Origin of the sequence: Bradyrhizobium sp. AZCC 1610, from assembly GCF_036924515.1 — a bacterium.
Lineage (GTDB): Bacteria > Pseudomonadota > Alphaproteobacteria > Rhizobiales > Xanthobacteraceae > Bradyrhizobium.
Window position 1 is genome coordinate 1,661,522 of the sequence record NZ_JAZHRR010000001.1, and the last position, 26,634, is coordinate 1,688,155.

General features: G+C 63.0%; 22 protein-coding genes. 12 read left to right on the plus strand and 10 right to left on the minus strand.

The features are described from left to right. The first annotated feature begins 4 nt into the window (after positions 1-4). The 8 genes from V1279_RS08055 (at position 5) to V1279_RS08090 (ending at position 8,217) form a co-directional block, all read left to right on the plus strand. Complete coding sequence (locus V1279_RS08055; RefSeq protein WP_334434167.1) at positions 5-1,408, plus strand: hypothetical protein; 1,404 nt, start codon at positions 5-7, stop codon at positions 1,406-1,408. Continuing rightward, complete coding sequence (locus V1279_RS08060) at positions 1,405-2,556, plus strand: Gfo/Idh/MocA family protein (RefSeq protein ID WP_334434169.1); 1,152 nt, start codon at positions 1,405-1,407, stop codon at positions 2,554-2,556. Before V1279_RS08055 ends, V1279_RS08060 begins: the two co-directional genes overlap by 4 nt. A 12-nt stretch (positions 2,557-2,568) precedes the next feature. Next, the gene (locus V1279_RS08065) at positions 2,569-3,762 is read left to right on the plus strand and encodes a dihydrodipicolinate synthase family protein (RefSeq protein ID WP_334434171.1); all 1,194 of its coding nucleotides are present in this window, start codon (positions 2,569-2,571) and stop codon (positions 3,760-3,762) included. Continuing rightward, positions 3,762-4,625, plus strand: a complete 864-nt coding sequence (locus V1279_RS08070) for a sugar phosphate isomerase/epimerase family protein (RefSeq protein ID WP_334434173.1) — start codon at positions 3,762-3,764, stop codon at positions 4,623-4,625. Before V1279_RS08065 ends, V1279_RS08070 begins: the two co-directional genes overlap by 1 nt. Before the next feature lie 332 nt (positions 4,626-4,957). Further along, a complete protein-coding gene (locus tag V1279_RS08075; RefSeq protein ID WP_334434175.1) occupies positions 4,958-5,248 on the plus strand; it encodes a hypothetical protein in 291 nt (96 codons plus the stop codon). A gap of 200 nt (positions 5,249-5,448) precedes the next feature. Further along, the gene (locus tag V1279_RS08080; protein WP_334434177.1) at positions 5,449-5,829 is read left to right on the plus strand and encodes a hypothetical protein; all 381 of its coding nucleotides are present in this window, start codon (positions 5,449-5,451) and stop codon (positions 5,827-5,829) included. A gap of 135 nt (positions 5,830-5,964) precedes the next feature. Beyond that, on the plus strand, positions 5,965-7,329 hold the full coding sequence (locus V1279_RS08085; RefSeq protein ID WP_334434179.1) for an MBOAT family O-acyltransferase: 1,365 nt from the start codon (positions 5,965-5,967) through the stop codon (positions 7,327-7,329). A gap of 63 nt (positions 7,330-7,392) precedes the next feature. Next, entirely contained in the window at positions 7,393-8,217 is an 825-nt protein-coding gene (locus V1279_RS08090) for a hypothetical protein (protein WP_334434181.1), read from the plus strand. A gap of 3 nt (positions 8,218-8,220) precedes the next feature. Here the strand turns inward: V1279_RS08090 and V1279_RS08095 are convergent, their stop codons facing one another. The 3 genes from V1279_RS08095 to V1279_RS08105 all read right to left on the minus strand — a co-directional run bounded on the left by V1279_RS08095 (position 8,221) and on the right by V1279_RS08105 (position 11,912). After that, a complete protein-coding gene (locus tag V1279_RS08095) occupies positions 8,221-8,577 on the minus strand; it encodes a c-type cytochrome (protein ID WP_442894741.1) in 357 nt (118 codons plus the stop codon). A 152-nt stretch (positions 8,578-8,729) separates the two neighbouring features. Then, entirely contained in the window at positions 8,730-10,184 is a 1,455-nt protein-coding gene (locus V1279_RS08100; RefSeq protein ID WP_334434183.1) for a Spy/CpxP family protein refolding chaperone, read from the minus strand. 507 nt (positions 10,185-10,691) lie between these two features. After that, positions 10,692-11,912 (minus strand): cytochrome P450, encoded by a 1,221-nt coding sequence (locus tag V1279_RS08105; protein ID WP_334434185.1) that lies wholly within the window; start codon positions 11,910-11,912, stop codon positions 10,692-10,694. Positions 11,913-12,218: 306 nt separating this feature from the next. On the opposite strand from V1279_RS08105, the gene V1279_RS08110 reads away from it, so the two are divergent. The 4 genes from V1279_RS08110 to cnbZ all read left to right on the plus strand — a co-directional run bounded on the left by V1279_RS08110 (position 12,219) and on the right by cnbZ (position 18,194). Beyond that, positions 12,219-12,920: a TetR/AcrR family transcriptional regulator gene (locus V1279_RS08110; RefSeq protein WP_334434187.1), complete on the plus strand. Its 702-nt coding sequence runs from the start codon at positions 12,219-12,221 to the stop codon at positions 12,918-12,920. A gap of 1 nt (position 12,921) precedes the next feature. After that, positions 12,922-14,115, plus strand: a complete 1,194-nt coding sequence (locus V1279_RS08115) for an efflux RND transporter periplasmic adaptor subunit (RefSeq protein WP_334434190.1) — start codon at positions 12,922-12,924, stop codon at positions 14,113-14,115. 102 nt (positions 14,116-14,217) lie between these two features. Continuing rightward, complete coding sequence (locus V1279_RS08120; protein WP_334434191.1) at positions 14,218-17,316, plus strand: MexW/MexI family multidrug efflux RND transporter permease subunit; 3,099 nt, start codon at positions 14,218-14,220, stop codon at positions 17,314-17,316. A gap of 134 nt (positions 17,317-17,450) precedes the next feature. Then, entirely contained in the window at positions 17,451-18,194 is a 744-nt protein-coding gene (gene cnbZ / locus V1279_RS08125; protein ID WP_334434193.1) for a 2-amino-5-chloromuconate deaminase CnbZ, read from the plus strand. A 113-nt stretch (positions 18,195-18,307) separates the two neighbouring features. On the opposite strand, the gene V1279_RS08130 is transcribed toward cnbZ, so the two are convergent. The 7 genes from V1279_RS08130 to V1279_RS08160 form a co-directional block, all read right to left on the minus strand. Beyond that, positions 18,308-19,195, minus strand: a complete 888-nt coding sequence (locus V1279_RS08130; RefSeq protein WP_334434195.1) for an ABC transporter permease — start codon at positions 19,193-19,195, stop codon at positions 18,308-18,310. A gap of 3 nt (positions 19,196-19,198) precedes the next feature. After that, positions 19,199-20,140, minus strand: a complete 942-nt coding sequence (locus tag V1279_RS08135) for an ABC transporter permease (RefSeq protein WP_334434197.1) — start codon at positions 20,138-20,140, stop codon at positions 19,199-19,201. Between the two features lie 150 nt (positions 20,141-20,290). After that, positions 20,291-21,802 carry an ABC transporter substrate-binding protein gene (locus V1279_RS08140; RefSeq protein WP_334434199.1) on the minus strand — a complete coding sequence of 504 codons (1,512 nt, stop codon included), beginning with the start codon at positions 21,800-21,802 and terminating at the stop codon, positions 20,291-20,293. 17 nt (positions 21,803-21,819) lie between these two features. Continuing rightward, positions 21,820-22,935, minus strand: a complete 1,116-nt coding sequence (locus V1279_RS08145; protein WP_334434201.1) for an ABC transporter ATP-binding protein — start codon at positions 22,933-22,935, stop codon at positions 21,820-21,822. A 166-nt stretch (positions 22,936-23,101) separates the two neighbouring features. Continuing rightward, positions 23,102-24,091, minus strand: coding sequence for an ABC transporter ATP-binding protein (locus V1279_RS08150; RefSeq protein ID WP_334434203.1), 990 nt, complete (start codon positions 24,089-24,091; stop codon positions 23,102-23,104). Continuing rightward, a complete protein-coding gene (locus tag V1279_RS08155; RefSeq protein WP_334434205.1) occupies positions 24,088-24,798 on the minus strand; it encodes a DUF1028 domain-containing protein in 711 nt (236 codons plus the stop codon). Before V1279_RS08155 ends, V1279_RS08150 begins: the two co-directional genes overlap by 4 nt. A gap of 19 nt (positions 24,799-24,817) precedes the next feature. Next, the gene (locus tag V1279_RS08160; protein ID WP_334434207.1) at positions 24,818-26,623 is read right to left on the minus strand and encodes a gamma-glutamyltransferase family protein; all 1,806 of its coding nucleotides are present in this window, start codon (positions 26,621-26,623) and stop codon (positions 24,818-24,820) included. Between the last annotated feature and the right edge of the window lie 11 nt (positions 26,624-26,634).

A 26,634-nucleotide genomic window follows, 5' to 3' on the forward strand; every position in this document is an offset into this window, starting at 1 on the left:
TTCAATGCCGCTACGCTTAGCCGTAAAGGACATCGCTTTTTTTGAACGGCAGGTCACTTTTGCCCGGCCGTTCCGGTTCGGTGCGGTCGTGATCAACGCGACGCCGCAGGCTTTCGTGCGCGTCGAGATCGAGGTCGAAGGCAAGGGCAGGGCGATCGGCGCCAGCGCTGAATTTCTGGTACCAAAATGGTTCGATAAGCGGCCGCATCTTTCGCCGCAAGAGACGGTGACCGAGCTGCGGCGCTCGCTGATGATCGCGCGAGACATCTATCTGGCGCATTCGATCTTCGACACCGCATTCGGTCTGCATGCGGCGTGTATCGGCGCGCAGATCGAGGCGTGCGCGAAGGAAGACATCCCGCCGCTTGCCGCAGCCTATGGACCGGCTGAAATCGACAAGGCGATCCTGGATGCCCTGCTGCGTTGCGTAGGCGTCAACTTCTTCGACGGCATGGCCGATAATATCGCCGGCGTCGATGCGCGCCTGTCACGCGATCTCGGCGATAAAGATATTGCGCGATTTCTCGCTGGCCGAAAGCGGCTGCAGCGCGTCGCGATCCGGCACACCGTCGGCATGGACGACAAGGTCGAAGGCGAGGGCGGCGTGGCCGACCAAAAGGAAAACGCCGGCGCCCGCTACTTCAAGCTGAAGCTCAACGGTGATCCCGAGCACGATGCGGAACGACTGAACCGCATCGGCAGGGAGCTCGCCACGCTGCCCTATGATTACCGTGTCACGCTCGACGCCAACGAGCAGTATGCCGATCTCGCTGCCTTGGGCGCGCTGGTCGATCGCCTCGACCGCGATGTTGCGTTGAATCCGATCGCGGCAAAATTACTGTACATCGAGCAGCCGATGCCGCGCGACACCATGCGGCAGTCGCCGCTCGGTGCGCTGGCGCGGCGCGATTTCATCATCGACGAGGCCGATGATTCCTACGACGTGTTCCCGGTGGCAAGAGCGCTTGGCTATCGCGGCATCTCCTCGAAATCCTGCAAGGGCATCTACAAGTCGGTGATCAATGCGACGCGCGCGGCCAAATGGAGCGCCGCCGGTGAAAAATGCTTCATCGCCGGCGAGGACCTGACCTGCCAGGCGGGACTGGCGGTGCAGCAGGATCTCGCGCTCGGCGCGCTGATCGGCGTCACCCATGCCGAGCGCAACGGTCACCATTATGTCGACGGCTTTGGCGATACGCCGGCCGCCGAGGCGGAGGCGTTTCTCGCCAGCCATCCCGATCTCTATGTCCGCGACGGCGACAAGGTCCGGCTCGCGATCCACGACGGCGATCTCCTGACGGGATCGCTGACGGCACCCGGCTTTGCCACCTCCGTTCATCCGGATTGGTCCACGATGCAGCCGCTGGCGCAGCCGGCAACACGAATTCCCCTGGAGAAAGCAGTATGACGACCAAACGCCTCGGCCTGATCATGAACGGCGTGACCGGCCGCATGGGGCTCAACCAGCATCTGATCCGCTCCATCATCGCGATCCGCGACCAGGGTGGCGTGGTGCTCGCAAACGGCGACCGTATGCTGCCCGACCCGATCCTGATCGGCCGCGACGCTGACAAGGTCGAGCGGCTCGCCAGGCGCTTCAACGTCGAGCGCTGGTCGACCGATCTCGACAAGGCGCTCGCCGATAAGAATGACACCATCTTCTTCGACGCCGCCACCACGCAGGCGCGTCCCTCGCTGCTGACCAAGGCGATCGAAGCCGGCAAGCACGTCTATTGCGAAAAGCCGATCGCGACCAATCTGGATGAGGCGGTGGCGGTGCTGAAGCTTGCCAACGCCAGGGGCGTCAAGCACGGTACGGTGCAGGACAAGCTGTTCCTGCCGGGCCTGAAGAAGCTCGCGTTCCTGCGTGATTCCGGTTTCTTCGGCCGCATGCTCTCGGTGCGCGGCGAGTTCGGCTACTGGGTGTTCGAAGGCGGCTGGCAGGAGGCGCAGCGGCCGTCGTGGAATTATCGCAGCGAGGACGGCGGCGGCATCATCCTCGACATGGTCTGCCACTGGCGCTATGTGCTCGACAATCTCTTCGGCGAGGTAGAGAGCATCTCTTGCCTCGGCACTACGGATATTCCAGAACGTTTCGACGAGAAGGGCAAGAAGTACACCGCGACGGCCGACGACTCCGCCTACGCGACCTTCCGCCTCAAGGGCGGCGTGATCGCGCATATCAACATGAGCTGGGTGACGCGGGTCTATCGCGACGATCTCGTGACCTTCCAGGTCGACGGCACCCATGGCTCGGCCGTGGCCGGCCTGACCGATTGCGTGATCCAGCCGCGTCAGGCAACGCCGCGGCCGGTGTGGAATCCGGACGAAAAGCGCACCCACGATTTCTTCGCCGACTGGCAAAGGGTTCCGGAAAACGTCGTCTACGACAACGGCTTCAAGGAGCAGTGGGAGATGTTCATCCGCCACGTCTGCGAAGACGCGCCCTACAAGTTCACGCTGCTGGAAGGTGCCAAGGGCGTGCAGCTTGCCGAATGCGCGCTGCAGAGCTGGCGCGAGCGGCGCTGGATCGACGTTGCCCCGATCAAGGTGTGAGGAGGCCCAACCATGAACAAGCCTGTCCTGCCGATGTCATCGCTGTCGCTGAAATTGCCGGCGGCAGACCGTTCGATCGAGACCTATCGCCTGGCGGCGTCGCGGACGTTTCCAGCGAAGCTCGAAGGCACGCTGAACCGCGTGGCCTTCTCGGCCGCGCATGTGGTGGCTGATCCGCTGGCGGACAACGATCCCTGGCTTAACGCTGCGATCGACTGGGACCGCACGATCGCGTTCCGCGAGCATGTCTGGGACCTCGGCCTCGGCGTTGCCGAAGCGATGGACACCGCGCAGCGCGGCATGGGGCTGGACTGGCCGACTTCGCTGGAACTGATTCAACGCTCGGTCAAGGTGGCCAAGGCAAAGGGCAACGCGCTGGTGTTTTCCGGCGCCGGCACCGACCACCTCGCGGTGGAGGATGCCAAGACGATCGATGACGTAATCCGTGCCTATGAGGAACAGATCGCCGCGGTGGAGAAGGCCGGCGGCCGTATCATCCTGATGGCCTCGCGCGCACTGGCGAAACTCGGCCGCAGCGCCGACGATTACGCCAAGGTCTATAACCGCGTGCTGTCGCAGGTCCGCGAGCCCGTGATCATCCACTGGCTCGGCGACATGTTCGATCCAGCGCTGGCTGGCTACTGGGGTACTGCCGACCTCGACAAGGCGATGGATATTGCAGTTGCCATCATCAACGCCAATGCGTCCAAAGTTGATGGCGTGAAAGTCTCGCTGCTCGACAAGCAGCGCGAGATCGACATGCGCCGGCGTCTGGACAAGAACGTCAAGATGTATACCGGCGATGATTTCAATTATGCCGAACTGATCGCCGGCGACGACAATGGGTTTTCCCACGCGCTGCTCGGCATCTTCGATGCCATCGCGCCGGCAGCGTCCTACGCGCTGTCGCGGCTCGCGGCCGGCGACGAGGCCGGCTTCCACGACGTGCTGGGGCCAACCGTGCCGCTGTCGCGCCACATCTTCAGGGCACCGACGCGGTTCTACAAGACCGGCATCGTGTTCATGGCCTATCTCAACGGCCATCAGGACCATTTCACCATGGTCGGCGGGCAGGAGAGCACGCGCTCGACGCTGCATCTGGCCGAACTGTTTCGTTTGGCCGACAAGGCCGGGCTGCTCTCCAACCCTGAAATGGCGACACGGCGCATGAAGACGGTGCTGGCGACGCGTGGCATCGAGCCCTGATGCGCGATTTTTCTTCCGATCATCGCTGGCTCTCGCTGAACACGGCGACCGTCCGCAAGCAGGGCGATCTCGTCGCCATCATCGAGGCCTGCGCACGCCACGGCATCCGCGCCATCGATCCCTGGCGCGACCAGGTCGCGGCCGTGGGCCTTGACCGCGCTGTGCGGGCCGTCCGCGACGCCGGGCTCGAACTATCGGGCTATTGCCGCGGCGGCATGTTCACGGCGGATGTGGCGCACCGCGTTGAGGCGCGTGACGACAATCGCCGCGCCGTCGACGAAGCCAAGGCGCTGGGCGCGCCCTGCATCGTGCTGGTCGTTGGCGGGCTGCCGCAATATTCGCGCCCGGGAAGTGCTGCCTCGAAGGACATCGCGGCCGCGCGCGCGCAGGTTCACGACGCCATCGCCGAAATGCTTGAGTATGCGAAGCAGGCCAATATGCCGCTGGCAATCGAGCCCTTGCATCCGGCCTATGCAGCCGATCGCGCCTGCGTGAATACGACGAAGCAGGCGCTGGATATCTGCGACCAACTCGATCCGCAGCACACCGGCGCGCTCGGCGTCGCGCTCGACGTCTATCACATCTGGTGGGATCCGGAATTGATGCCGCAGATCGCGCGCGCAGGAAAGGATCGCCTGCTCGCGTTTCACGTCTGCGACTGGCTGGTGCCGACCAGGGACATCCTCAACGACCGTGGCATGATGGGCGATGGCGTTATAGACATCAAATCTGTGCGAGCGGCGGTCGAGGCGCAGGGCTTTGCCGGCTATTCCGAGATCGAGATCTTCTCCAACGACTGGTGGGGAAAGCCGATAGACGAGGTTTTGAAAACCTGCATCGAACGGCACCGGACCGTGGTCTAGAACTTCGGTTCTGATTGAATCAGAACCGAGCTCCAGATTCTCGCTTTGACGTTTTCTTCACGCGAACCGGAACCTATTTCGCTCAAAAACGCTATAGCAGGCGACAACCGAAGCCGCGTTTGCGTTGTGCCAACGACGGACGATGTTGTCCCGTAGCTGAACTGGCGCGCGCTGTTTTTCGAGGAGCGTAGCAAGAAGCGACAGAATGCGGGTTCCAGATTTAACCTTTGTCCACGCTATTTAGCTTAACAAAGGGTTACCGTTGCGCCCGCGAGAACTCCGGCGCTAGCTATTCCGCACGGAGAACGTCTCCGATAGCGATGAGCGACAACATGAAAATCCTTTACGCAATTGCGACCCTCACCCTGCTGTCGACGTCGGCACAGGCATGGCAGATCGTGGAACGCTGCACCCACAGCAAGTTCTATGGCAAGGTGTGCACGACGTCCTACCTGGACGACCCGCCGCGCAACGCGGCGCAGGATCAGGAAGACGAAAAGGCAAGGCGCGCCAGCATCGAAAAGTGGGAAGCGTACTGCAAGCCGAAGCGCACCTACGATGACGAAGGCGTCGTCCGCCTGGTTTACGCCCGCAGGGGCTGTGAGTTCGGCCGCAGCGAATAACCGATCGTTTCCGCTCCTTGCAGTCGGCGAGGAGCATTCCGGGCCTGCCGGTCCGATGCTTCCGGCGCCTTGTTGCGCCCGAAAGACCGCTAAATCTTTATCGACCAGATTGCGACCCGGTTAGTCACGCCGCTTTACGGCGCCTCAATGCTTGTCGGTCATTGCTGACGCAAGGCATTCATTTCAAGAGGCAGTGTCAAATGCGCGTCTTCATCGCAATCTCGATTGTCGTTGCTTCGGTATCGTCCGCGTCCGCGCAATTCGCGATGGACCATGGCCACGCCGCGGATGCCGTCCAAGCCGCGCGCGCGGAGCGGGCTGCAGCGGATGCCAAGGCCGCGGCCATCGCCTCCGGCGCGCCGCTGCTTCCCAGCCAGCAGACCAATTTCTTCGTCGGCAGCCGCGGCACCGTGAAGATCACGCCCCGGACGGCGGAAGAGCTGAAGGCCGATGAAGGCGCCCAGGCCGCCTGGAACGAACGCTGCCGGCCGACCGTGGTCGAAGACCGCGAGGGCCTGCGGCGCGTGAGATATGCCGAACGGGATTGCGATCTCTCCCGCTTCAACACCGCCGGCAATTAGAACTGCCGTACACTAGGGCGGAACTGAGCGGCGCCTGAGCCCGCTCGGGTCGCCTGCTGTGGGACGGCGGTCCGGTTTCGCCTATGCCCTCCGGGGTCGAAATGCTAGAGCTTCCTCAACTACCGTTGGGGCGGCATGACTTTCACTTCCTGGCAGTTCGGCGCCTTCGTCGCGATCGTATTTGCGGCCTATTACCTGCCGGCGCTGAGGGCGTTTCAGGTCCATCTCCTGGTCTTCGCCAGCCTGTTCTTTTACGGATATGGCCAGCCGGAACTGCTGGCGCTGTTGGCTGTCGCGGTTTTCGGAACCTATCTCTTCCTGGTCCTGGCCTTGCGAAACCGGCAGGTCTGGCTTCCGGTCGGCATCGCCTTCAACCTCGCGCTGCTCGCGTTCTTCAAATACAAGCTGCTGTTTATCGATCCGGCGTCCCCCAGCCTGGTCGACTTCGCGCCGCTTGACTTCCTCCTGAAGCTGCCGCTGCCGATCGGCATTTCATTTTTCGTCTTCCACAACATCAGCCTGCTGGTCGATCTGACCCGGCAGAAGGCGGCGCCGCCGACGCTGACCGGCGTCTTCCTCTACATCATCTTCTTTCCGCAGCTCGTGTCAGGTCCGATCACGCGCGCGGAAATGTTCATGCCGCAGATCAAGCCGAAATATTTCGCGGACATTCCCTTCGTCGAGGCGGCGAAATGGATCCTGACCGGATTTTTCTTCAAGCTCTACGTCGCGAACAACCTCAATGAAATGACGTCTTACATGAGCTTCCCGCTCTACGAGACGCTGCAGACCCAGGATCGCTGGCTGCTCGTCTTCCTGTACAGCTATCAGATCTATGCGGACTTCTTCGGCTATTCCGCGATTGCGATCGGCCTAGGTTTCTTGTTCGGCTACCGCCTACCGATCAACTTCAATCTTCCCTACATCTCGACATCGTTCTCTGAGTTCTGGACGCGCTGGCATATCTCGCTATCGACCTGGCTGCGGACCTATCTTTACGTTCCGCTCGGCGGCAATCGCCATGGCATATGGCGGACCTATTTGAACCTGATGATCGTGATGGGACTGGGCGGCCTCTGGCACGGCGCCGGCCTCAGCTATCTGATGTGGGGGCTGTTGCACGGCCTGTTGCTCGTGCTCGAGCGCCCCTTGTTGGCGCGACTGGCTTCGATCGATTTGGCGGTGTTTCGAGCGGCGCGGATGACCATCGTCTTTGTCTGCGTCACCATGCTCTGGATCTTCTTCAAGCTGCCGAACTTCGATCATGCGGTCGGCTACCTCACGGGTATGTTTACGCCGAGCGCGAATCCCAATCCGACCAAGCTGTTCTACAGCCTGGCGCTGCTCTATTCGCTGCCGGTCATGATCCAGCATCTTGGCTTTCGTCCGCTGTTCGAGGGAAGACTTCGCTGGGCGGAGCCATATCTATACGGCTCGATGGCTGCGCTGATGTATCTGGAAGCCGGTCCTGAAACGTCGTTCATCTACTTTCAGTTCTAGAGGCGAGGAAAAATGTCTGCGGTTCGGTGGCTGGTAAAGTGCGGTGCCGGTGCGGTGGTTGCGTTGATCGCCTGCGGCTTTGCGACCGCGCGCTTCGGCAGCGGGCTGCAAATGCCGGCCACGACGACGCGCGACGGCACGCTGATCACCCTGAGCCGTTACCTGCGCGAGCCTGTGCCTGACATCGTGCTGGTGGGCAGTTCGCTCACGTTCCGCCTCAAGGAGGAATATTTTGCGACGCCGAAGCTGCGTAATCTGGCGCTTGCGGGAGGCTCCCCCGTTACCGGACTCGAGATCGTTGCGAACCAGCCGCGCCTTCCCGCCATCATTCTTATCGAAGCGAACGTCTTGTCGCGAACAACGGACACCGCGCTGGTCGAACGATATTCACGGGGCGACACCGAGCCGTTGTTGTTTCGGCCCGTCAGGGCCGCGGTAGCTGCCTACGAGCAGCGACTTCACGCACCCCTTACCCATGAGCAGGTGGCGGTTAACCTGCGTAAACTGGTCGAGCAGCCGCCGAGCGATTTCGACAGCCGGATCTACGCGGATCGCGCGCTGCAGCAATTCAACGCCGAGGACCCGACGGATGCCGTGCGGGCTAATGCGAAGCGAATTGAAGAGTTGATCCGGAAGGTGGAGCAACGCGGCGCGCGGGTGCTGCTGTTCGAGTTGCCCTATTCGGAGCCAATCGGAAGTTCGAGGGCGGCAGAGATCACACAGGAAATCATTCATGCCGGGTTTTCCGATCTGCACCGGTGGTTGCGCATCGACGCCAACCGAAGCGAGCTGCGCTGGGCGGATGGGGTTCATCTCGACGAGCGCTCCGCGGTGATTGTAACGCAGGCGATGGAGCGGGCGTTAGCTTCGGCGCGTAGGGCAAGGTAAGCGCTATCGCGGTTGAGCAAGGAAGGCGATGATCTTTTTTCTATCGTCGCTCGATGCAAGGCCACCGTACGGCTTCATGCTGTTGCCGGGTACGACCTCATCCGGGTTTGCAATGAAGCGATCGAGCTTCTCTTCATCCCAGACGAAGCCTGCCTCCTTCATCGCGCTGGAAAACCCGTAATCCGGCAGCGATCCCGCTTTCCGTCCGACAATCTTGTGCAGGTTGGGGCCCAGCCGATTGTCGCCCTCCCTTACCATGTGGCACGTTCGACAGGCATTGTTGAACGCTTGTTGTCCCGAGACTCCCTCCGTTCCTTGCGACGCCTGAGGCAAGGCGGCAGGCTGCGAAAGCATGTACATTATTCCGCTCACTGCCATTATCAGGAACGCACGACCCCGGTGCCGCACAGGTACGTGTCGCCGGCCGGACGTTGGCCGGGCGAGAAGCGTGGTGAAGTGCCATTGCTTCATTCGATCACCTCGTGAGCTGCGGGGCTGGGTCAAGGTTGCGGTCAGGGGCTTGCGACCTGCGGCAGCGTGTTGAAGCGCGCCTTCTGCTCGTTGCTCAGCGCGGCATAGAACTCATCCAGCGCCGGCTGCACCAGGGCGGCCGCCTGCAGCATGGCGTCGAGCCGCTTCTCCATTGCCTCCAGCCGTCCGAGCGGTGTGAGCGGTACGTCGTCGGGGCAGGCGGCCTGCAATTTTTCAACTGCACTCTTCGTCGCCGTGCTCAGGCGGTCGAGCGCATCCTTTTGCTTGCCTGCCGGATGTATCACGGCCTCGATCCGCTCGATCGGTAGCTGCGTGAGGCTGGATTTTGGTTCGCCGCAGCGCTCGGCTTGAGCATTCGCTTCCTGCTGCGGCGGCTGTTGCGATCGCTCGCCGACATCAGGGCCAAGTGCATTGAAACGCGCCTTCTGCTCGTCGTTCAGCGAGTTGTAAAACTGCTCCAATGCCGGCCGCACGATCCTCACCGCGTCGAGCGTTGCGCTGACGCGGTTCGTCATCGCGCGCAAGCGACCGGGTGGCGTCATCGCAAAGGTATCGGCGCAGGATTCCTTGAAGACGTCGGCAGCCTTTGCCGCCGCGGCTTTCAATTCATCGAGCAGGGCGCGCTGCTCGGGCGTCGGCCGTACGGCCCGCGTGATCTCCGCGATCGGCCAGGCGGTCACGCCCTTACCCGGATCTGCACACAATTGCCGGAGAGTCTGTGGGCTCACGCTTGCGCGTCCGCGCGCCCGATAATCGGTGATCGCTGCCCCAGGTTCCGGATATCGGGCGTAAGCGGAATACGGGCTGTCCGTACCCCAGAACACCGTGTCGACGAAGTCGTCATAAGCATAGGCCCAATAGCCGGGGTCGTAGGCGGTGGGCCAGAACGTATATTCGAAGATGTCGGAATAGGCGTAGGGCCAGAATACCGGGCCCAGCCAGGCCACAAACGCCGCGCGGTGGCCGCGCCGCCAGGCATGGCGAGGAGCCCAACCGTTCTCCCGAGCCGTGAGCGCGGCTCGGGCTTGCAGGGCATCATTGCTGCGGAATTGCGCGGCAAATCGCCCGCGTGCCGCAGCCTGCACAGCGGCAGATCGTTCGGCCGAAGGCTGCGGTCCCAGCCGTTGCAGGCGCGCCTGATCGCCTTGCTGCAAGCGCTGCTCGCGCTGGAGCAGGCGGTTCTGTGTCTGCAGCAACCGTTCCTGCGCGCGTTGCGCCCGGAGACTTTCCGGCTTTTGCGTCTGCAATTGCTGCACGCGCTGCTGCAAGCGGTCGATGCGGCTCTGCCGCTCCGTGCTCTGGCGCGACAGTGTGTTACGCTGCCGCTCCTGCACAATTTGCTGTCGCTGCTGGATGCGCTGCTCACGCTGCTGCGCGCGCGTTTCGATCTGTTCCTTCCGCGACGGTCGCGCGCCTATATCGGGCGATGTGCCTGGGCGCGAGGGTGCGGCGATGCGCGGCTCGGGTCTCGTCATGGCCGGTCGCTGCGGCGGCGCGGCCCGCTGGATCTCGGGTCGTGGCCCTGCAACGCGCGGTGCGGCTGCTCGCGGCGGTGCGGCGATTTGCGGCGCCGCGCGCGGGGCCATGGCTGGACGCTGAGGCGGGGGAGCTGCACGGAACGCCGGCGCGGCGGGTCGCGCCATTGCGGGAGGCGCCGCGGGGCGGGCCATAGCCGGAGGTGCCGCTGGGCGGGCCATGGCCGGCGGTGGTCCCGCTGGTCGGGCTGCCGGCGCGGCCGGGGCGCCTGGGCCCGCGCCACCTGGGCCTCCTCGCTGTTGGGCGGACGAGCCGGTGCTCAGCGTGATCGCGGAGACACCAAGAAAAAGCGCTGCAATACGAACGCCGAGCGGAAGCATGACCTCAACTCCCTCGCGCCTCGTCACCCGGAAATGACAACGCGCAAGCGCGGGAATCGTTCGCCTGGGTCTATAACTGGCGTTGCGATATTGCGATGCGGGACCGGGTGCAATTCGTGCACTGTCCTAGCTGACCTCGCACGACACGCTCAGAAATCCCCGGAAGCGGACCCGGCCGCCGCGTACCGGTTCGCCGCTGAGTGAATAGTCCGGAAACCGCGCCAGAAAACGCGAGATCGCGATCGCGCCTTCGAGTCGCGCCAGCGCCATCCCGGCGCATTGATGCGCGCCGGTGCCAAAAGCGAGATGGCGGTTCGGCGTACGGCCGATGTCGAAACGTTCGGGATCGGCGAACTGCGCGGGATCGCGGTTGGCGGCGCCGATGCACAGCGTCACCGGCGTGCCCGCGGGCAATGCGACGCCGCCGAGTTCGAACGGCTCGACCGTCATGCGGTTGCCGAGCTGGTTGGAGCTCTCGAACCGCAGCATTTCCTCGACCGCGGTCTTGATCAGCGCGGGATTCTCGATGAATCGCCGTTTCTCGCTGGCGTGGTTCGACAGCGCCACCAGGCCGTTGCCAATCAAATTGGTGGTGGTCTCGTGGCCGGCATTGAGCAGGAAGATACAGTTGTGCAGCAGCTCCTTTTCGGTCAGCCGTTCGCCATTGTCTTCGCCCTGAATGAGCCGGGTCAGCACATCGCGGTCGGGATTGCCGGGCTTGGCCCGTCGCCGCGCCACCAGCCCTTCGAGGTAGCTGAGGAAATCCTTCACCGCCTTGTTGCCACGGGCGAAGGCGTCCGGGCCGATCACCGGCTCCAGCGCGCCGAGGATAGCCAGCGACCAGTCGCGCAAGGGCTCGCGCTCGCCCTCGGGAACGTCGAGCAGATTACCAATCACCTCGATCGGGATCGCGGCGGCGAAATCGTCGATCAGATCCACCTTACCCTTGGCGGCAATGGCGTCGAGCAGGCGGTCGACCAGCCGGATCAGATCGGGCTCCATGCCGGCGATCGCGCGCGGCGAGAGTGCGCCCATGATCAGCCGTCGGACGCGGGTATGGGCGGGAGGATCGTTGAACACGAGACTGGTGGTGTGGTGCTCGTAGAGCAGGCTGTCGCCATACTTCGGCGAGAACTCCTTCTTCTTGTCCGAAGAGAAGGCTTTGGTGTTCTTGTAGGCTGCAACCAGATCGTCGTAGCGGGTCAGGAAATACGAGCCGTTCGGTAGCCGCTTGACCGGCGCGGTCTCACGTAGCGCGCGATAGGTCGGGTAGGGGTTGGCATAGAACTCCGGCGTCAGCTTTTCGAGGTCGAAGGTAGCCGCCAGTTCGTGCGCATCCAAATTCATGGCTCGCCATACTCTCTGGGAAGATTAAGTAAGCGACTGTCAAATTAGTCGCATTTGCAACTATCTTAGATGCCGTGCCCATGGCGTCAAGCCGGAGCGCAGCTTCCGGCCCCGCACCATCAGCGGCGCGTTCGGGTTGCGGCCGATCCGGGATAAACCGGAAAGGTGAGCGCCGGATTCCCGGAAAAATGGTGCTCGAACAAGGCGATGAGGCTGTGTCTTTGACGTCACCCCGCAGCGGGATTCGCGTGGTGCGCTGCAATAGATCCTTGACTTCGTCAAGGTGAGTAATTACTCACGTCCCTTATGTCTACCCTGCGCATGACCAGTGACTTGCGGCGGCAATTGATCTTGAGCGCCGCCAAGCGATGCTTTGCTCGTAACGGCTTTGCCGGCACCACGACCAAGAGCGTGGCGGCGGCCGCGGCCATTTCGGAAGGGCTGCTGTTCAAGCACTTCCCCTCCAAGGCTGCGCTCTACGCCGAAATCCTCGCGGAGGAGTGCGAGGCCGATCCGGATTTCGCGCACCTGCTCGGCCAGGAGCCTTCAACTGCCACACTGGTTGAACTGGTCAAGAGCATGGTTGGCCATTTCATGGAGGTGTCCGACGGGTCGGATCAGGAGGAAGCGCAGCGGCTGCGGCTGATGACGACCAGCCATCTCGATGACGGCGAGTTCGCGCGTCTGCTCTACGACAAGATCAGTGGCCTGATCGGGCCGGTGTTCACCGCATCGATCGAACGCGCGGTAGCGGCCGGCGACGCGTCGCGGATCGGCAGCGATCCGCTCAACCTGTTCTGGTTCGCGCACCACACCGTGCTGATGGCCGCGCTCACGAGGCTTCCGGCCGTGCCCTGTCTTTCCTACGGCAACGCCGCCGATCTGGAGCGGCAGCTTTGTCAATTCATCCTGCGCGGCATCGGACTTACCGAAGCCGCAATTGCTTCTCATTTGGACTGCGAGCTGTCGCCGACTTCGGGACAATCGGTAACTGCAGAAAGTGCATGACATGAATATCGTGACTGAACACAAGATATCGGGCAAGCCGATTGTCGACAAGCCGCACAAGCGGCCGGTGCGGATGGTGCGCTGGTTCATCGTCGTGGGACTGCTGCTGACCTTGCTGGTCGGCGGTCTCGTCTGGTTCAACTACTTCCGCGGCAAGATGATTGCGCAGTTCTTTGCGAACAACAAACCGCCGCCGACCAGTGTCAACATTGCCACGGCGAAGTCCGAAACCATTCCGAATCTCCTGACTGCGGTCGGCGATCTCGCCGCCGTGCATCAGGTTAATGTCACGTCGGACGTCAACGGGCGCATTACCGATATCCAGTTCACGGCGGGTGCGAGCGTGAAAGAGGGCGCGCCGCTGCTGCAATTGTTCGACGGCCCCGAACAGGGCGACCTCGCCAACTTCAAGGCACAGCAGCGGGTGGCGCAGATCTCGCTGGATCGCGCCAAGCAGTTGATGGAGCGCCAGGTCGGACCGCAGGCGACCGTGGATACTGCGCAGGCTGCATTCGATCAGGCCAGCGCCGGCATCGCCAAGACCGAGGCGATCATCTCGCAGAAGCTTGTGCGGGCTCCGTTCAGCGGCGAACTCGGCGTTCGCAAGGTCGAGGTCGGACAATACCTGACCGCCGGCACGCAGATCGTCTCGTTGACCGATCTGTCCGTGCTGTTTGCGAATTTCACCGTGACGGAAAAGGACTCCGGCCAGCTCAAGGTCGGCCAGATCGTTCGTATCGCCGTCGATGCCTATCCGGGCCAGACCTTCGAAGGCAAGATCACGACCATCGAGCCGCAGATCGCGACCGATACGCGCAACATTCGCGTGCAGGCGACGATGCAGAACCCGGATCGCATCCTCAAGCCCGGCATGTTCGCGACCACCACTGTGGTGCTGCCGGACAAACCGCCGGTCATCACCGTGCCCGAAACCGCGGTCGACTACACGCTCTATGGCGACTCGGTCTTCCTGCTCGGCGAGAAGAAGGAAGCGGACGGCAAGACCAGCCTCACGGTCACGCGTAGCTTCGTGCAGACCGGCAAGCGCGTCGAAGGACGGGTTGAGATCCTGAAGGGTTTGAAGGACGGCGACCGCGTCGTGGCGGTGGGGCAACTCAAGCTGCAATCGGGGTCGGCCGTGACGATCTCGACCGATCCGACACCGCCGATTCCGGCGAAGCCGCCGCGTTACTAACGCGCACACTGACAAACGAACGCGGCCCCGAGGGGCCGCGTTGGCGAAAGACGGGCAGCGAGAGTGCGCCCGAAACTGCTGAACCCACCGGGATAATCTGCAATGACCGCCTTAACCGATATCTTCATCAAGCGTCCGGTCCTGTCGGTCGTCGTCAGCCTGCTGATCCTCCTGATCGGCCTGCGGGCCGCCAGCGTATTGCCGATCCGGCAATATCCGAAGCTGTCGAACACGGTGGTGAACATCATCACCTCCTATCCGGGCGCGTCGGCTAACCTCATTCAGGGCTTCATCACCACGCCGATCGAGCAGGCGGTCGCCTCGGCCGAGGGTGTTGACTACATCACCTCGTCGTCCGTGCTGGGCACCAGCACGATCCAGGTCTACATCAAGCTGAATTTCGACCCGAACCAGGCGCTGACCGAAGTTCTCGCCAAGGTGAACTCGGTCAAATACCTGATCCCGAAGGAATCGAACGACCCGGTCATAACCAAGAAGACCGGCCAGACCACGGCCGTGATGTATCTCGGCTTCTCCAGCGACGAACTCTCAGGCTCGGCGATTTCAGACTATCTGACACGCGTGGTGCAGCCGGTGCTGTCGACGGTCGACGGTGTGGCATCCGCCGACATTCTCGGCGGGCAAACGTTCGCGATGCGGCTGTGGCTCGATCCGGTGCGGATGGCCGGGCGCGGCGTATCGCCGAGCGATGTTTCGGCGGCAATTGCCGCCAACAACTTTCAGGCCGCGGCCGGCCAGGCCAAGGGCCATTTGATCGTCTCGAACGTTTCGACGAACACAGACCTGCGGAATCTCGATCAGTTCAAGAAGATGATCGTCAAGTCCAGGGACGGCGGATTCGTGCGGATCGAGGATATCGCGACCGTCGAACTTGCGGCCCAAAGCTCGGATGCGAGCGTTGCATTCAGCGGCGAGCGTGCGATCTTCATCGGCGTGGAGGCGACCCCGCAAGGCAATCCGCTGACGCTAGTCAAGGGCGTTCGCGCGCTGTTTCCGGAGCTGGAACGCAACCTTCCGCCTTCGATGAAGATGAAGGTGGCCTACGATTCGACCAAGTTCATTCAGTCATCGATCGACGAGGTGAAGAACACGCTGATCGAGGCCGTGCTGATCGTCGTGGTCGTGATCTTCCTGTTCCTGGCCTCGTTCCGCTCGGTTATCATTCCCGTGGTCACGATTCCGCTGTCGCTGATCGGTGTCTGCAGCCTGATGCTGGCGATGGGCTTTAGCTTCAACCTGTTGACGCTGCTGGCGATGGTGCTGGCGATCGGGCTCGTGGTCGACGACGCCATCGTGGTGGTGGAGAACATCCATCGCCATCTGGAAGAGGGAAAAACCCCGGTGCAAGCGTCTCTGCAGGGCGCGCGCGAAATCGTCGGCCCCGTGATCTCGATGACGATCACGCTGGCGGCGGTGTATGCGCCGATCGGCTTCCTCGGCGGCTTGACCGGTTCGCTGTTTCGAGAGTTTGCTTTCACGCTCGCGGGCGCGGTGATCGTGTCCGGCGTGATCGCGCTGACGCTGTCGCCGATGATGTGCTCGGTTCTCCTGAAGAGCGCGGACGAGGGGCGATTCTCGAGGCTGGTCAACAGGGTGTTCGGCGCGATGACGCGCTGGTACGGCCGCCAGCTCGACCGCTCGCTCGACTATCGTCCGATCACCGGGCTGTTCGCGCTGACAATCCTCGGTCTGGTCGGCTTCCTCTATATGAACACTTCAAAGGAACTCGCGCCCGAGGAGGACCAGGGCATCGTGTTCTCGGTGACCAAGGCGCCGAAATACGCCAACATCGACTATGTCGATTTCTACGGCGAAAAGCTCGACAAGGCGTTCCAGAAGTTTCCCGAGACCGATCTCCGCTTCGTCCTGAACGGTATCACCGGCCCGCAGGGCGGTATTGCCGGCATGCTGCTGAAGCCGTGGGACGAGCGCGAGCGTTCCTCGATCGCGCTGAAGCCGCTGGTACAGGCGGAGCTCTCAAAGATCGAAGGTGTTCAGGCGTTCGCGTTCAACCTGCCGCCGCTTCCGGGTGGACCCGGCGGCCTGCCGATACAGATGGTGATCAATTCGACTGCCGGCTTCCAGGCCGTTTATGATGAGATGGCGAAGCTGAAGGACGCCGCGCGAAAGAGCGGGCTCTTCATCGTCTCCGACAGCGATCTCGACTTCAACCAGCCGGTGGTGCGCGTCTCCATCGACCGTTCCAAGGCGAGCGATCTCGGCATCAACATGTCGCAGGTCGGCAGCACGCTACAAACGCTCCTGGGCGGCAATTACGTCAACCGCTTCAACCTCGAAGGTCGCTCGTACCAGGTGATCCCGCAGGTGCCTCGCGGCATGCGGCTGTCGCCGGAATCGCTCGGCGGTTACTATGTTCCGACCAGCACCGGGCAGCTGGTGCCGCTGTCGACCATCGTGTCGATCCAAACCGATACCGATCCGAATTCGCTGACGCATTACAACCAGCTCAACTCCGCGACCTTCTCGGCGGTGCCGATGCCGGGCGTAACGGTTGGGCAGGCCGTGGACTTCCTGGAGAGCGAAGCGAAGAAGTTGCCCGCCGGCTTCGGTCACGACTATCTGGCCGACTCCCGCCAATATGTGCAGGAGGGCAATCAGCTCGCGATCACGTTCGGCTTCGCGCTGATCATCATCTTCCTGGTGCTGGCAGCTCAGTTCGAGAGCCTGCGCGATCCGCTGGTGATCATGATCAGCGTTCCCATGGCGATCGTCGGTGCGCTGATCCCGCTGTTCTTCGGCGTGGCGACCATCAACATCTACACGCAGGTCGGCTTGCTGACGCTGGTCGGCCTCATCACCAAGCACGGCATCCTGATGGTGGAGTTCGCCAACGAATTGCAGCTCAAGGAAGGTCTCGACAAGCGCTCGGCGATCGAGATGGCGGCCCGCATCCGGCTGCGTCCAATCCTGATGACGACGGCGGCGATGGTCACCGGCCTGATCCCGCTGCTGACCGCGACCGGCGCTGGTGCGGCGAGCCGTTTCTCGATCGGTCTCGTCGTGGTCTCCGGCATGTCGATCGGCACGCTGTTCACGCTGTTCGTGCTGCCCGCGGTCTATGTCTGGCTGGCCACCGACCACCAGGCGAAGGCCGGTTCGGAGCGGACCAAGGAGATTGCCGACTTCGATCTCGGGAGGCCGGCGCTCAAACCGACCTGAGCCTTCGCAACGGGCAATAATAGCGAGCGACGGCAGCGGAAATCGCTGCCGTCGCTTTTTTCGTGTCGGGGGTATGCCGTCCGGCGACGCCGCCGGCTCTCCGTGCTAGGAAAGAAGAAAAGCAGGGAGCCAACATGACGAGCGACTTTCCCGCCGGCAACTACCGCTTCATTCCTGGCGTGTTTCAGTATTCTGGTGGGGTGGCGGCCAACCCCGGCCATGAAATCGAACGCGTGCGTTTCGACCAACGAGTGCCGCTGGCCGAAGGTTTTGCGCAAATCGAAAAATACATTCAGGCGGCGGGAAGGCCCCTGACATCGTTCTGCGCCTGCGAATTGCGATCACCCGCGGCGTTCACCGACGAAGGATTTCGCAATTTCAACCTGCACTACGTCAAGACGCTGGCGGAGTGGGGCGTGTATGACGGCAAGACCAATCCGGTGGCGCGCAGCAATGTCTGTCCGGAGGTCGATCCGCCGGCCGAGCCGTCGTTCTACGCCTTTTCGTTTACGCGGCCGAGCCAGCGCACGGCGCCGAGCTTCGTGATCGCGGGAAGCGGCGAGTCGCAGGAAGGCAACGCCAGCTATGCGGAGCGCACGGTGCGCTATCGCGACACGAGCCCTGAGGGCATTGCGGAGAAAGTCCGGTATGTTGCCGGCGTGATGGAGCGGCGCATGGGCGAGTTCGGGTTCGGCTGGAAAGATGCGACAGATGTGCAGACCTACACCATCCACGATTTTCACCACGTCTTTGCCGAAGCGCTCGTTCGCCGAGGCGCCGCGCGTTCGGGTCTGACTTGGCATTTTGCCCGGCCTCCGGTGATCGATCTTGAGTACGAGATGGATTGCCGCCGGGTGCTGCGGGAAGTGGTGATTTAGCGGCAGTTAGGTGAATTGCTCGTCATTGCGAGGAGCGAAGCGACGAAGCAATCCATCTTCCTTGCTGCGCGATGGATTGCTTCGCTGCGCTCGCAATGACGACTTTCCAGCGCCTACCGCTCCCTCGGATCCAGCGCGTCGCGCAGGCCGTCGCCGACCAGGTTGAACGATAGCACCACGAGAAAGATCGCCAGTCCCGGCCAGACCGCCATCCAGGGCGCGTTGGTGAGGAAGCGTTGCGCAACGTTCAGCATGCTGCCCCAGGATGGCGCCGGCGGCTGCTGGCCGAGGCCGAGGAAGGACAGCGCGGCTTCCGCGATGATTGCGACGGCGATCGACAGTGTCGCCTGTACGAGCAGCGCCGGCATGATGTTCGGCAGGATGTGAAATAGCGCAATGCGCCAGCGCGGATTGCCCATGGCGCGCGCGGCCTCGACATAATCCTCGACCTTGACGCTCATCACCTGGCCTCGCGTAAGCCGCACGAAGATCGGCGTCGCAGATATGCCGATCGCGATCATGGCATTGCCGAGGCTCGGCCCCAGAAACGCGGCCAACGCGATCGCGAGGATCAGGAACGGGCAGGCCAGCATCGCGTCCGTCATGCGGCTGATCAGGGCGTCGATGAAGCCGCCGCGATAACCCGACAAGAGACCGAGCGGTACGCCGATCGAAAGTGCGATCCCGACCGAGATCGCGCCGGCGAGAAGCGAAGCCCGCGCGCCGTAAATCACGCGGGCGAGAATGTCGCGGCCGAGCTCGTCAGTTCCGAACCAGTGCAGCGCGGAAGGCGGCTTGCGCACCAGCGACCAACTCGTCGCGATCGGCTCATAAGGCGAGATCAGCGGCGCAAACAGTGAGAGCAGAACAAAGGTTGCGATCACGACAAGCCCCGCCACCGCGCCCTTGCGCTTGACCAGCCGGCGCAACGCGCGCCGCGCCGGACTCTCCAGTTCGTCGGAAGCGGTCAGCTTGATCACGCCGAGGGCCGCGTCGGTCATGGCCTAAACCCTCAGCCGTGGATTGACGAGCACATAGGCGATATCGGCGATCAGGTTCAGCGTGATGTAGATCGTCGCCGTCGTCAGCACGACGCCCTGCACAACCGCATAATCGCGATTGAAGACCGCATCGACGATCAGCTTGCCAAAGCCCGGAATCGAGAAAATCTGCTCGGTCAGAACCGCGCCCGACAGCAGCGTGCCCAGTTCGAGCGCGCCGAGCGTGATAATTGGTGTCAGCGCGTTGCGCATGGCATGCTTGAGAATGACGGAGCGCTCGGAGAGGCCCTTGGCGCGGGCGGTGCGGACGTAGTCGCTTTCCAGCACCTGCAGCATGGCGCTGCGGGTATGCCGCATCAGGATCGCGGCAATCGCATTGCCCAGCACGAAGGCCGGCATGATGGTGGAGGCGATGCTGGCGCGCCAGTTCTCGGTCAGCGGCACATAGCCCGACGCCGGCAGCCAGCCGAGCTTGATCGAGAACAGGAAGATCAGCATGATCCCGAGCCAGAAATTCGGCGTCGAGATACCCCACAGCGCGAAGAAATTGGCGCCATAGTCCCAGGCCGTGCCTTTCTTGACGGCCGATACTATCCCTGCGGGGATTCCGATCAGGAAGGCGATGACGATAGCCATCGACGCCAGTTGCATCGTCACCGGGAGTTTCTGCCCGATCAATTCGCGCACCGATACCTTGTTGCGCAACGACTCGCCGAAATCGCCCGATAGCACGCCCTTGACCCAGTAGACATACTGCACCGGCACCGGCTGATCGAGCCGGTATTGCTGGCGGATCTGCGCGATGACATCAGGGTCGCGCTCCTCGCCCGCCATCACCAGCGCCGGATCGCCCGGCAGCAATTGCTGCAGCGAGAAGATCAGGATCGAGACGAAGAACAGCGTCGGGATCAACTGGACCACGCGCCGTGCGAGGAAATTCAGCATGGTGTCATCCGTGTCCCGGGCGCAGCGCAGCGTGCAACGATGCGCGCGGCAGAACCGGGACCCATGTCCAATGAGCAATAGGTCCCGGCTCAGCGGTGCACCGCTGTCGCGCTGCACCGCGTCCGGGACACGAGATCACACGAACCTCCCTCACTTCAGCTTCAGCCCGACCACGCGCACCAGCCCGTCCGGCATCTGCTTGTAGCCATCGAGCTTGGTGGTATGCGCGATCAGGATGCGGCGATGGTAGATGTAAAGCAGTGGCTTTTCCTCGAGCACGATCTTCGCCAGTTTTTCATAGATCGCCTTGCGCTGTGCCTGATCCGTCACAAGACGCCCGTCATCGAGCGCCTTGTCGGCTTCCTTGTTGGACCAGCCGCTGTAGTTCTGCGGTGCGTCGGTCTTCTGGAAGACGTAGGAATTGCCGTCCGGATCGATCCGGCCGCTCCAGGCCAGCAGATAGGCCTGATATTCTCCAGCCTCGGCCTGCTTCAATGACGTCGCGAACTCGGTGACCCTGAGCTTCATGTCGAAACCCGTCTCCGCCGCCATCGACTGAATCACCTGGGCGGCTGCTTCGGTTTCTGCTCCCTTTGACACCATGAAGTCGATGCTGATCGGTGTCGTGATGCCCGCTTCCTTCAGCAGCGCCTTGGCCTTGGCGACGTCGCGTTTCGGTATCGGAAAGGCCTTCTGGTAATAGGGATGATCGGGGTTGACCCACTGGTTTCCGGGCTTGAACTCGCCGTTGGACACCACTTGGCTGATCGCGTCGCGGTCGAGCGAGAGGTCGAGCGCCTGTCGCACTTTGGCGGATTGGCTGAGCGGCGCCTTGGCCTTGTCCTTGCCGACATTCAGCGTCACGCCCTGATAGCCGAGCTCGATCGCGCTGGACAATTTGAGTTTCGGATCCGACTGCACCTCTTTGAGGTCTGTCGCGAGCACGCGTTCGATCAGATCAAGGCCGCCGGATTTCAGATTGGCAAGGCGCACCGTCGCATCCACCAGAGGCAGGTAGACGATGCGGTCGATATGGATTTTGTCCTTGTTCCAGTAATCGGCGAATTTTTCGAACACCATGCGGTCCTGCTGCACGCGTTCGACGAACTTGTAGGGACCGGCGCAAACCGGTCGCAGTCCGAACTTGTCGCCGGCCTCTTTGGCCGCCTTGGGCGACACCATCATCCCGGCGCGATCGGTGAGCTGTGCGACCAGCGGCGAATAGGGCGCCTTCAGTGTCAGCTTGATGGTGAGGGGATCGACGACATCGATATGATCGACGGCTGCCAGTTCCGGTTTTCGGAACGAGCCCGGAAATGTCAGATGGCGCTCCAGCGAAAACTTTGCAGCCTCCGCAGTGAAGGCCTCGCCGTCGTGAAACTTGACGCCGGGCCTGAGCTTGATGGTGACTTCCTTGCCGTCGCCCGAAGTTTCGTGGCTCAGCGCGAGCTGCGGCACGATGTTGAGCTTTTCGTCGATGTCGAACAGCTTGTCGCAGAACGATGCGAACACGATGCGGCCCACGTAAGTCCGCGCCATGCTCGGGTCGAGGATATCTGGATCCTCGGCGAGCCCGATGCGAAGCGTCGTCTGGGCCTGAACGGGTGCCGGAAGCGACAGCAGGAGAGCTGCCGCCGTTGCTGCCATACGCCAGATTTTCATCGCTGCTATCCCCATGTCTACGATTGCACTGAAACCGTCGGTGTTCCCGATATATCAACCCCGGCGCGGCCTGCACCTTCCGTGCCACCGCTGAAGGCGGCGACCAATTTTTCCAGCACCGGCGAAAAGCCGCCATCGGCCGGCACGATATTCTCGGGCGCCGGCAATTCCGCGGTGCGGTGACAGGCGGTGGCGTGCCCTGTGCCGTCGGCGAGCAGTAGCGGAACCTCGGTGCGGCAGCGCTCGACGACATAGGGGCAGCGGGTATGGAAGCGGCAGCCGGAGGGCGGATTGAGCGCGCTCGGCATCTCGCCCTCCAGCACGATGCGGCCGCGTTTGGCCTGCGGCTTGGGTACGGGGATCGCCGACAGCAGCGCGCGGCTATAGGGATGCCGGGGTGCGGCAAATAGCGCGTCGGCGGCCGCGGTCTCAACGATGCCGCCGAGATTCATCACGGCGACGCGGTCGGCAATGTGCTTCACGACCGCAAGATCGTGTGAAACGAAGATGTAGGCGAGGCCGAGCCGGTCCTGCAGGTCGCGCAACAAATTGAGGATTTGCGAGCGGATCGAGACGTCGAGCGCGGATACTGGCTCGTCGCAGATGATCAGTTTCGGCTCCACCGCGAGCGCCCGCGCAATCGCGATGCGCTGGCGCTGGCCGCCGGAAAATTCATGCGGATAGCGGCGGGCAAAGCGTGGCTCCAGCCCGACCAGCCGCAGCAATTCTTCAACTCGCTGGCGCCGGCGCGGTGACGGCACCAGATCGTGCAGCGCCAGCGGCTCGGTGAGGATCTGGCTGACAGTCATACGCGGGTTGAGCGACGCATAGGGGTCCTGGAAAATGATCTGCGCGTCGCGGCGGAAAGCGCGCAACTTATTGGCGCCAAGCGCGCCGAGATCGCGGCCTTCGAAGCGCACTGTTCCGGCATCCGGCTCGATCAGCCGCAGCACCAGCCGGCTCACCGTGGATTTGCCGCAGCCGGATTCGCCGACCAGCGCCAGCGTCTTGCCGGCCTCGACGGTAAAGCTGACGCCGTCGACCGCTTTGATATAGGCGGTGGGTCGGCCGAACACCGACCGCGCGGCGACGAAATGCTTCACCAGGCCTTCGACTTCGAGAAGGGCGGTCATGATGTGCCCCCGCCGGTATCGTGTCCCGGGCGCAGCGCAGCGCGAAGCGATGCGCTGCAGAACCGGGACCCACTGCAAGAGACAGGGAAAGTCGGCCCCGGTTCAGCAACGCACCACTGCGCTTCGCTTGTGCTGCACTGCGCCCGGGGAACGGAGAGCGTGGCGGTCATGACACCAGCCGTTCCAGCGGCGCCCGGATACAGCGCGAGGTGTGGCCCGTGCTCACGATGGCCAGCGGCGGCGGCGCAGCCACGCAGGTCTCGATGACAAAGGGACAGCGCGCAGCAAAACGGCAGCCGGACGGCGGGTTTGCCATGTTCGGCACCATGCCCTCGATGGTCGCCAGATGCGCGGCGCGGCGGCCGAGCCGCGGGATCGAGCCGAGCAGGCCGACGGTGTAGGGATGCTGCGGATTGGCGAAGAGCTCGTCGACCGGCGCGCGCTCGACGATCTCGCCGGCATACATCACCGCGACCTCGTCGCAGACCTCGGCAACCACGCCGAGATCGTGGGTGATCAGAATGATCGCAGCCCCGCTAGCGGCCTTGAGCTCCCGCATCAGGTCGAGAATCTGCGCTTGCAGCGTCACGTCCAGCGCCGTGGTCGGTTCGTCCGCGATCAGGAGGCGCGGGTCGCAGGCCAGCGCCATCGCGATCATCACGCGCTGGCGCATGCCGCCGGAGAGCTTATGCGGGTACTCGTCGATCCGCTTGTCGGGCGAGGAGATGTGGACGCGGCGCAGCAGCTCGATGGCGCGCTCGCGCGCCTGCCGCCGTGAGCCGCCGCGATGGCGCAGAATCGTCTCGATGATTTGGTCGCCGATGGTAAAGCTCGGATTGAGCGAAGTCATCGGCTCCTGAAAAATCATCGCGAGCCGGTTGCCGCGCAGGTCGCGCAGGGTTTCGTCAGGCACATCCAGCAGGTCGAAGCCGTCGAAGCGGATCGAGCCGGAGACTTCGGCAGAATGCTTTGACAACAACCCCATGATCGCCAGCGACGTTACGCTCTTGCCGCAGCCGGATTCACCGACAAGGCCGAGCGTCGCGCCATTGGCGACGCTGAGATCGACGCTGTCGACCGCGTGCGTGGTGCGGCCATCGTCGCCGTGGAAGACCACGCGCAGGCCTTCGATATCGATGAGCGGGCCCGCGGTCATGCCTTGCCCGCCGTCGCCGCTTCGATGCGCGCATCAATGACCGCGCGGTCCGTGATCCCGGCCGGGTTCTTCCGCGTCGGCAGGAACGGGCGGAAATGCACCCAGCGCTCGCGGCTCACCTGTTCCAGCCGATCGAGTTCGGCAAGCGGATCGGTATGGTCGTCGACGCGCAGGTCGAGGTCGGACCATTCCTCCTCGCCATGGATCAGCAACGCCGCGGATTGCTTGCCGCGCTTGTCGCCGCCGGCGGCTTCGCCGGCCTTCATGGCCACGATCAGCCGTTGCGCGAAGAGCAGTTTGGCGTTGGCGAGATAAGCCTGCGCGGTGTCGTCGAGCACGGCGGCGCCCGCCAGCATATTGCCGGCAAGAGAGAAGCCGTCGCCCTGAATGTGGCCGCACCAATCGACGCATTCGCTGCCGGTATGTGCAGCGACGCGGCCCTTGATATCCATGACATGCAGTTGCCGGCACGCGCGGCCGTCATCGGCGGCAATCAGCGTATCGATAACCTCGCGAGGGCTGCGCCCCTCGCGCAACAGCTTGACGCCATCGATACCGTAATACGGATTGACCAGCGCCTGCGTCGCGACACCGCCGATGCCGGGTGCGATATGCGGCACACGTGCGCCGACCGCGAAAAACCTGGTCGCAACCGCGATGCCGATTTGGCCGGTGAGGGGATCGCGCGCGATGATCGACCATGTCATCTTTTGTTGTCTCTTCGAACTATCGTCCCGCCGCGTAGCCCTGCATGCCCCTGGGATTGGCGGCAGCGCGGCGGCGGCGGCCAACTTTGGAGGCTGCAGTGAGGCGGCCTTCCGACCAGTCGGGGCCGATCTCGACGACGTGGCCGCGGCTTTTCAGCGTATCGATCGTCGCCTTCGGCACGCGGTTCTCGACCACGAGCACGCCGGGACGCGCGGTGCGCGGCCAGAACGAGATCGGGAAGTGTTCGGAGTGCCAGGCGGGCGCGTCGATCGCTTCCTGCAGGTTCAGTTTGGCGTGGACGTGCCGCAGGAAGAATTGCGTGGTCCATTGATCCTGCTGGTCGCCGCCGGGCGATCCCCAGGCCATGTACGGCTCGCCGTCGCGCAGCCCCATGGTGGGGGAGAGCGTGGTGCGCGGGCGCTTGCCCGGCGCCAGCGCCGCGGGGTGATCTTCTTCCAGCCAGAACATCTGCGCGCGGCTGCCGAGGCAGAAACCGAGTTCCGGAATGACCGGCGAGGATTGCAGCCAGCCGCCGGACGGCGTTGCCGACACCATGTTGCCGGCCTGATCAATGATGTCGAAATGCACGGTATCGCCGCGCACCTCGCCGAAGCGGCCGACTGTCGGCTCGCCCGCGCCCATGGCGCCGACCGCCTCGCGGTGACCTTCGGCGCGGCGCAGTTTGACGACCGAGCCAAAACCTTCGATCGAGCCGGGGAGGAAATCGAGGGAGGCTTTATCCCTTGAGATCAGCTTGCGTCGCTCGTCATTGTAGGCATCCGACAGCAAGGTTGCGATCGGGATGTCGGTGAATTTCGGGTCGCCATAAAACTTCTCGCGGTCGGCGAAGGCGAGTTTTGCGCATTCGATCTGCAGATGAATGAATTCGGGGCCGGCGGGATCGAGCCCGTCGAGCTCAAAGCCCTTCAGCAGCGCGAGCTGCTGCAGCATGACAGGACCCTGGCTCCAGACGCCGGGCTTGCAAACGGTGTAGCGGCCGTAGTCGTAGGTCAGCGGCGCCTCGACGGTTGGCTGCCAGCGCGCCATGTCATCGGCCGAAAGCACGCCGCGATGCGGCGAGCCGCTGACATCCATGACGTCCTGTGTGCGGCAGAACTTGTCGATCGCTTCCGCCACAAAACCCTGCGACCAGGATTTTCGCGCACGTTCGATCTGCGCGATGCGATCGCCGCCCGCGCTTTCGGCCTCCTCGAGGATGCGGGCGTAAGTTTCGGAGAGCTGCTTGTTGGTGAAGAGCGTGCCGGGCCTGGGCACCTCGTTGTTCGGCAGGTAGACCGCCGCCGATGTCGTCCAGTGCTTGCGAAATAATTGCTCGACGACCTGAATGGTCGCGGACGCGCGCTCGACCAGCGGATAGCCGTCGCGCGCATAGGCAATCGCGGGCTCCAGCACATCGCGCAGCCGCATCATGCCGTAGTCACGCAGCAGCAGCATCCAGGATTCGAACGTGCCGGGCACGCAGGCGGCAAGAAGCCCCGTGCCGGGCACCATTTCCAGGCCTTCGCTCTTGTAATGCGCGATGGTCGCCTTGGCTGGCGCGGGACCCTGGCCGCAGATCACCTCGGTGCGGCCGCGTTTGGTGTCATGCACGATGATCGGCACGTCGCCGCCCGGACCGTTCAGATGCGGCTCGACCACCTGCAGCGTAAACGCGGTGGCAACACCGGCGTCGAAGGCGTTGCCGCCTTTTTCCAGGATGCCCATGCCGACGGCGGTAGCGATCCAGTGCGTCGAGGTGACCACGCCAAAGGTGCCTTCGATTTCGGGCCGGGTGGTGAATGGATCGGGATTGATGTTGCTCATGGGAGTCCGAT

Bases quoted from the DNA above. Each gene is read 5' to 3' on its own strand.
- V1279_RS08055 (WP_334434167.1), top strand. From the start codon at position 5: ATGCCGCTACGCTTAGCCGTAAAGGACATCGCTTTTTTTGAACGGCAG.
- V1279_RS08060 (WP_334434169.1), top strand. From the start codon at position 1,405: ATGACGACCAAACGCCTCGGCCTGATCATGAACGGCGTGACCGGCCGC.
- V1279_RS08065 (WP_334434171.1), top strand. From the start codon at position 2,569: ATGAACAAGCCTGTCCTGCCGATGTCATCGCTGTCGCTGAAATTGCCG.
- V1279_RS08070 (WP_334434173.1), top strand. From the start codon at position 3,762: ATGCGCGATTTTTCTTCCGATCATCGCTGGCTCTCGCTGAACACGGCG.
- V1279_RS08075 (WP_334434175.1), top strand. From the start codon at position 4,958: ATGAAAATCCTTTACGCAATTGCGACCCTCACCCTGCTGTCGACGTCG.
- V1279_RS08080 (WP_334434177.1), top strand. From the start codon at position 5,449: ATGCGCGTCTTCATCGCAATCTCGATTGTCGTTGCTTCGGTATCGTCC.
- V1279_RS08085 (WP_334434179.1), top strand. From the start codon at position 5,965: ATGACTTTCACTTCCTGGCAGTTCGGCGCCTTCGTCGCGATCGTATTT.
- V1279_RS08095 (WP_442894741.1), bottom strand. From the start codon at position 8,577: ATGTACATGCTTTCGCAGCCTGCCGCCTTGCCTCAGGCGTCGCAAGGA.
- V1279_RS08100 (WP_334434183.1), bottom strand. From the start codon at position 10,184: ATGACGAGACCCGAGCCGCGCATCGCCGCACCCTCGCGCCCAGGCACA.
- V1279_RS08105 (WP_334434185.1), bottom strand. From the start codon at position 11,912: ATGAATTTGGATGCGCACGAACTGGCGGCTACCTTCGACCTCGAAAAG.
- V1279_RS08110 (WP_334434187.1), top strand. From the start codon at position 12,219: ATGTCTACCCTGCGCATGACCAGTGACTTGCGGCGGCAATTGATCTTG.
- V1279_RS08115 (WP_334434190.1), top strand. From the start codon at position 12,922: ATGAATATCGTGACTGAACACAAGATATCGGGCAAGCCGATTGTCGAC.
- V1279_RS08120 (WP_334434191.1), top strand. From the start codon at position 14,218: ATGACCGCCTTAACCGATATCTTCATCAAGCGTCCGGTCCTGTCGGTC.
- cnbZ (WP_334434193.1), top strand. From the start codon at position 17,451: ATGACGAGCGACTTTCCCGCCGGCAACTACCGCTTCATTCCTGGCGTG.
- V1279_RS08130 (WP_334434195.1), bottom strand. From the start codon at position 19,195: ATGACCGACGCGGCCCTCGGCGTGATCAAGCTGACCGCTTCCGACGAA.
- V1279_RS08135 (WP_334434197.1), bottom strand. From the start codon at position 20,140: ATGCTGAATTTCCTCGCACGGCGCGTGGTCCAGTTGATCCCGACGCTG.
- V1279_RS08140 (WP_334434199.1), bottom strand. From the start codon at position 21,802: ATGAAAATCTGGCGTATGGCAGCAACGGCGGCAGCTCTCCTGCTGTCG.
- V1279_RS08145 (WP_334434201.1), bottom strand. From the start codon at position 22,935: ATGACCGCCCTTCTCGAAGTCGAAGGCCTGGTGAAGCATTTCGTCGCC.
- V1279_RS08150 (WP_334434203.1), bottom strand. From the start codon at position 24,091: ATGACCGCGGGCCCGCTCATCGATATCGAAGGCCTGCGCGTGGTCTTC.
- V1279_RS08155 (WP_334434205.1), bottom strand. From the start codon at position 24,798: ATGACATGGTCGATCATCGCGCGCGATCCCCTCACCGGCCAAATCGGC.
- V1279_RS08160 (WP_334434207.1), bottom strand. From the start codon at position 26,623: ATGAGCAACATCAATCCCGATCCATTCACCACCCGGCCCGAAATCGAA.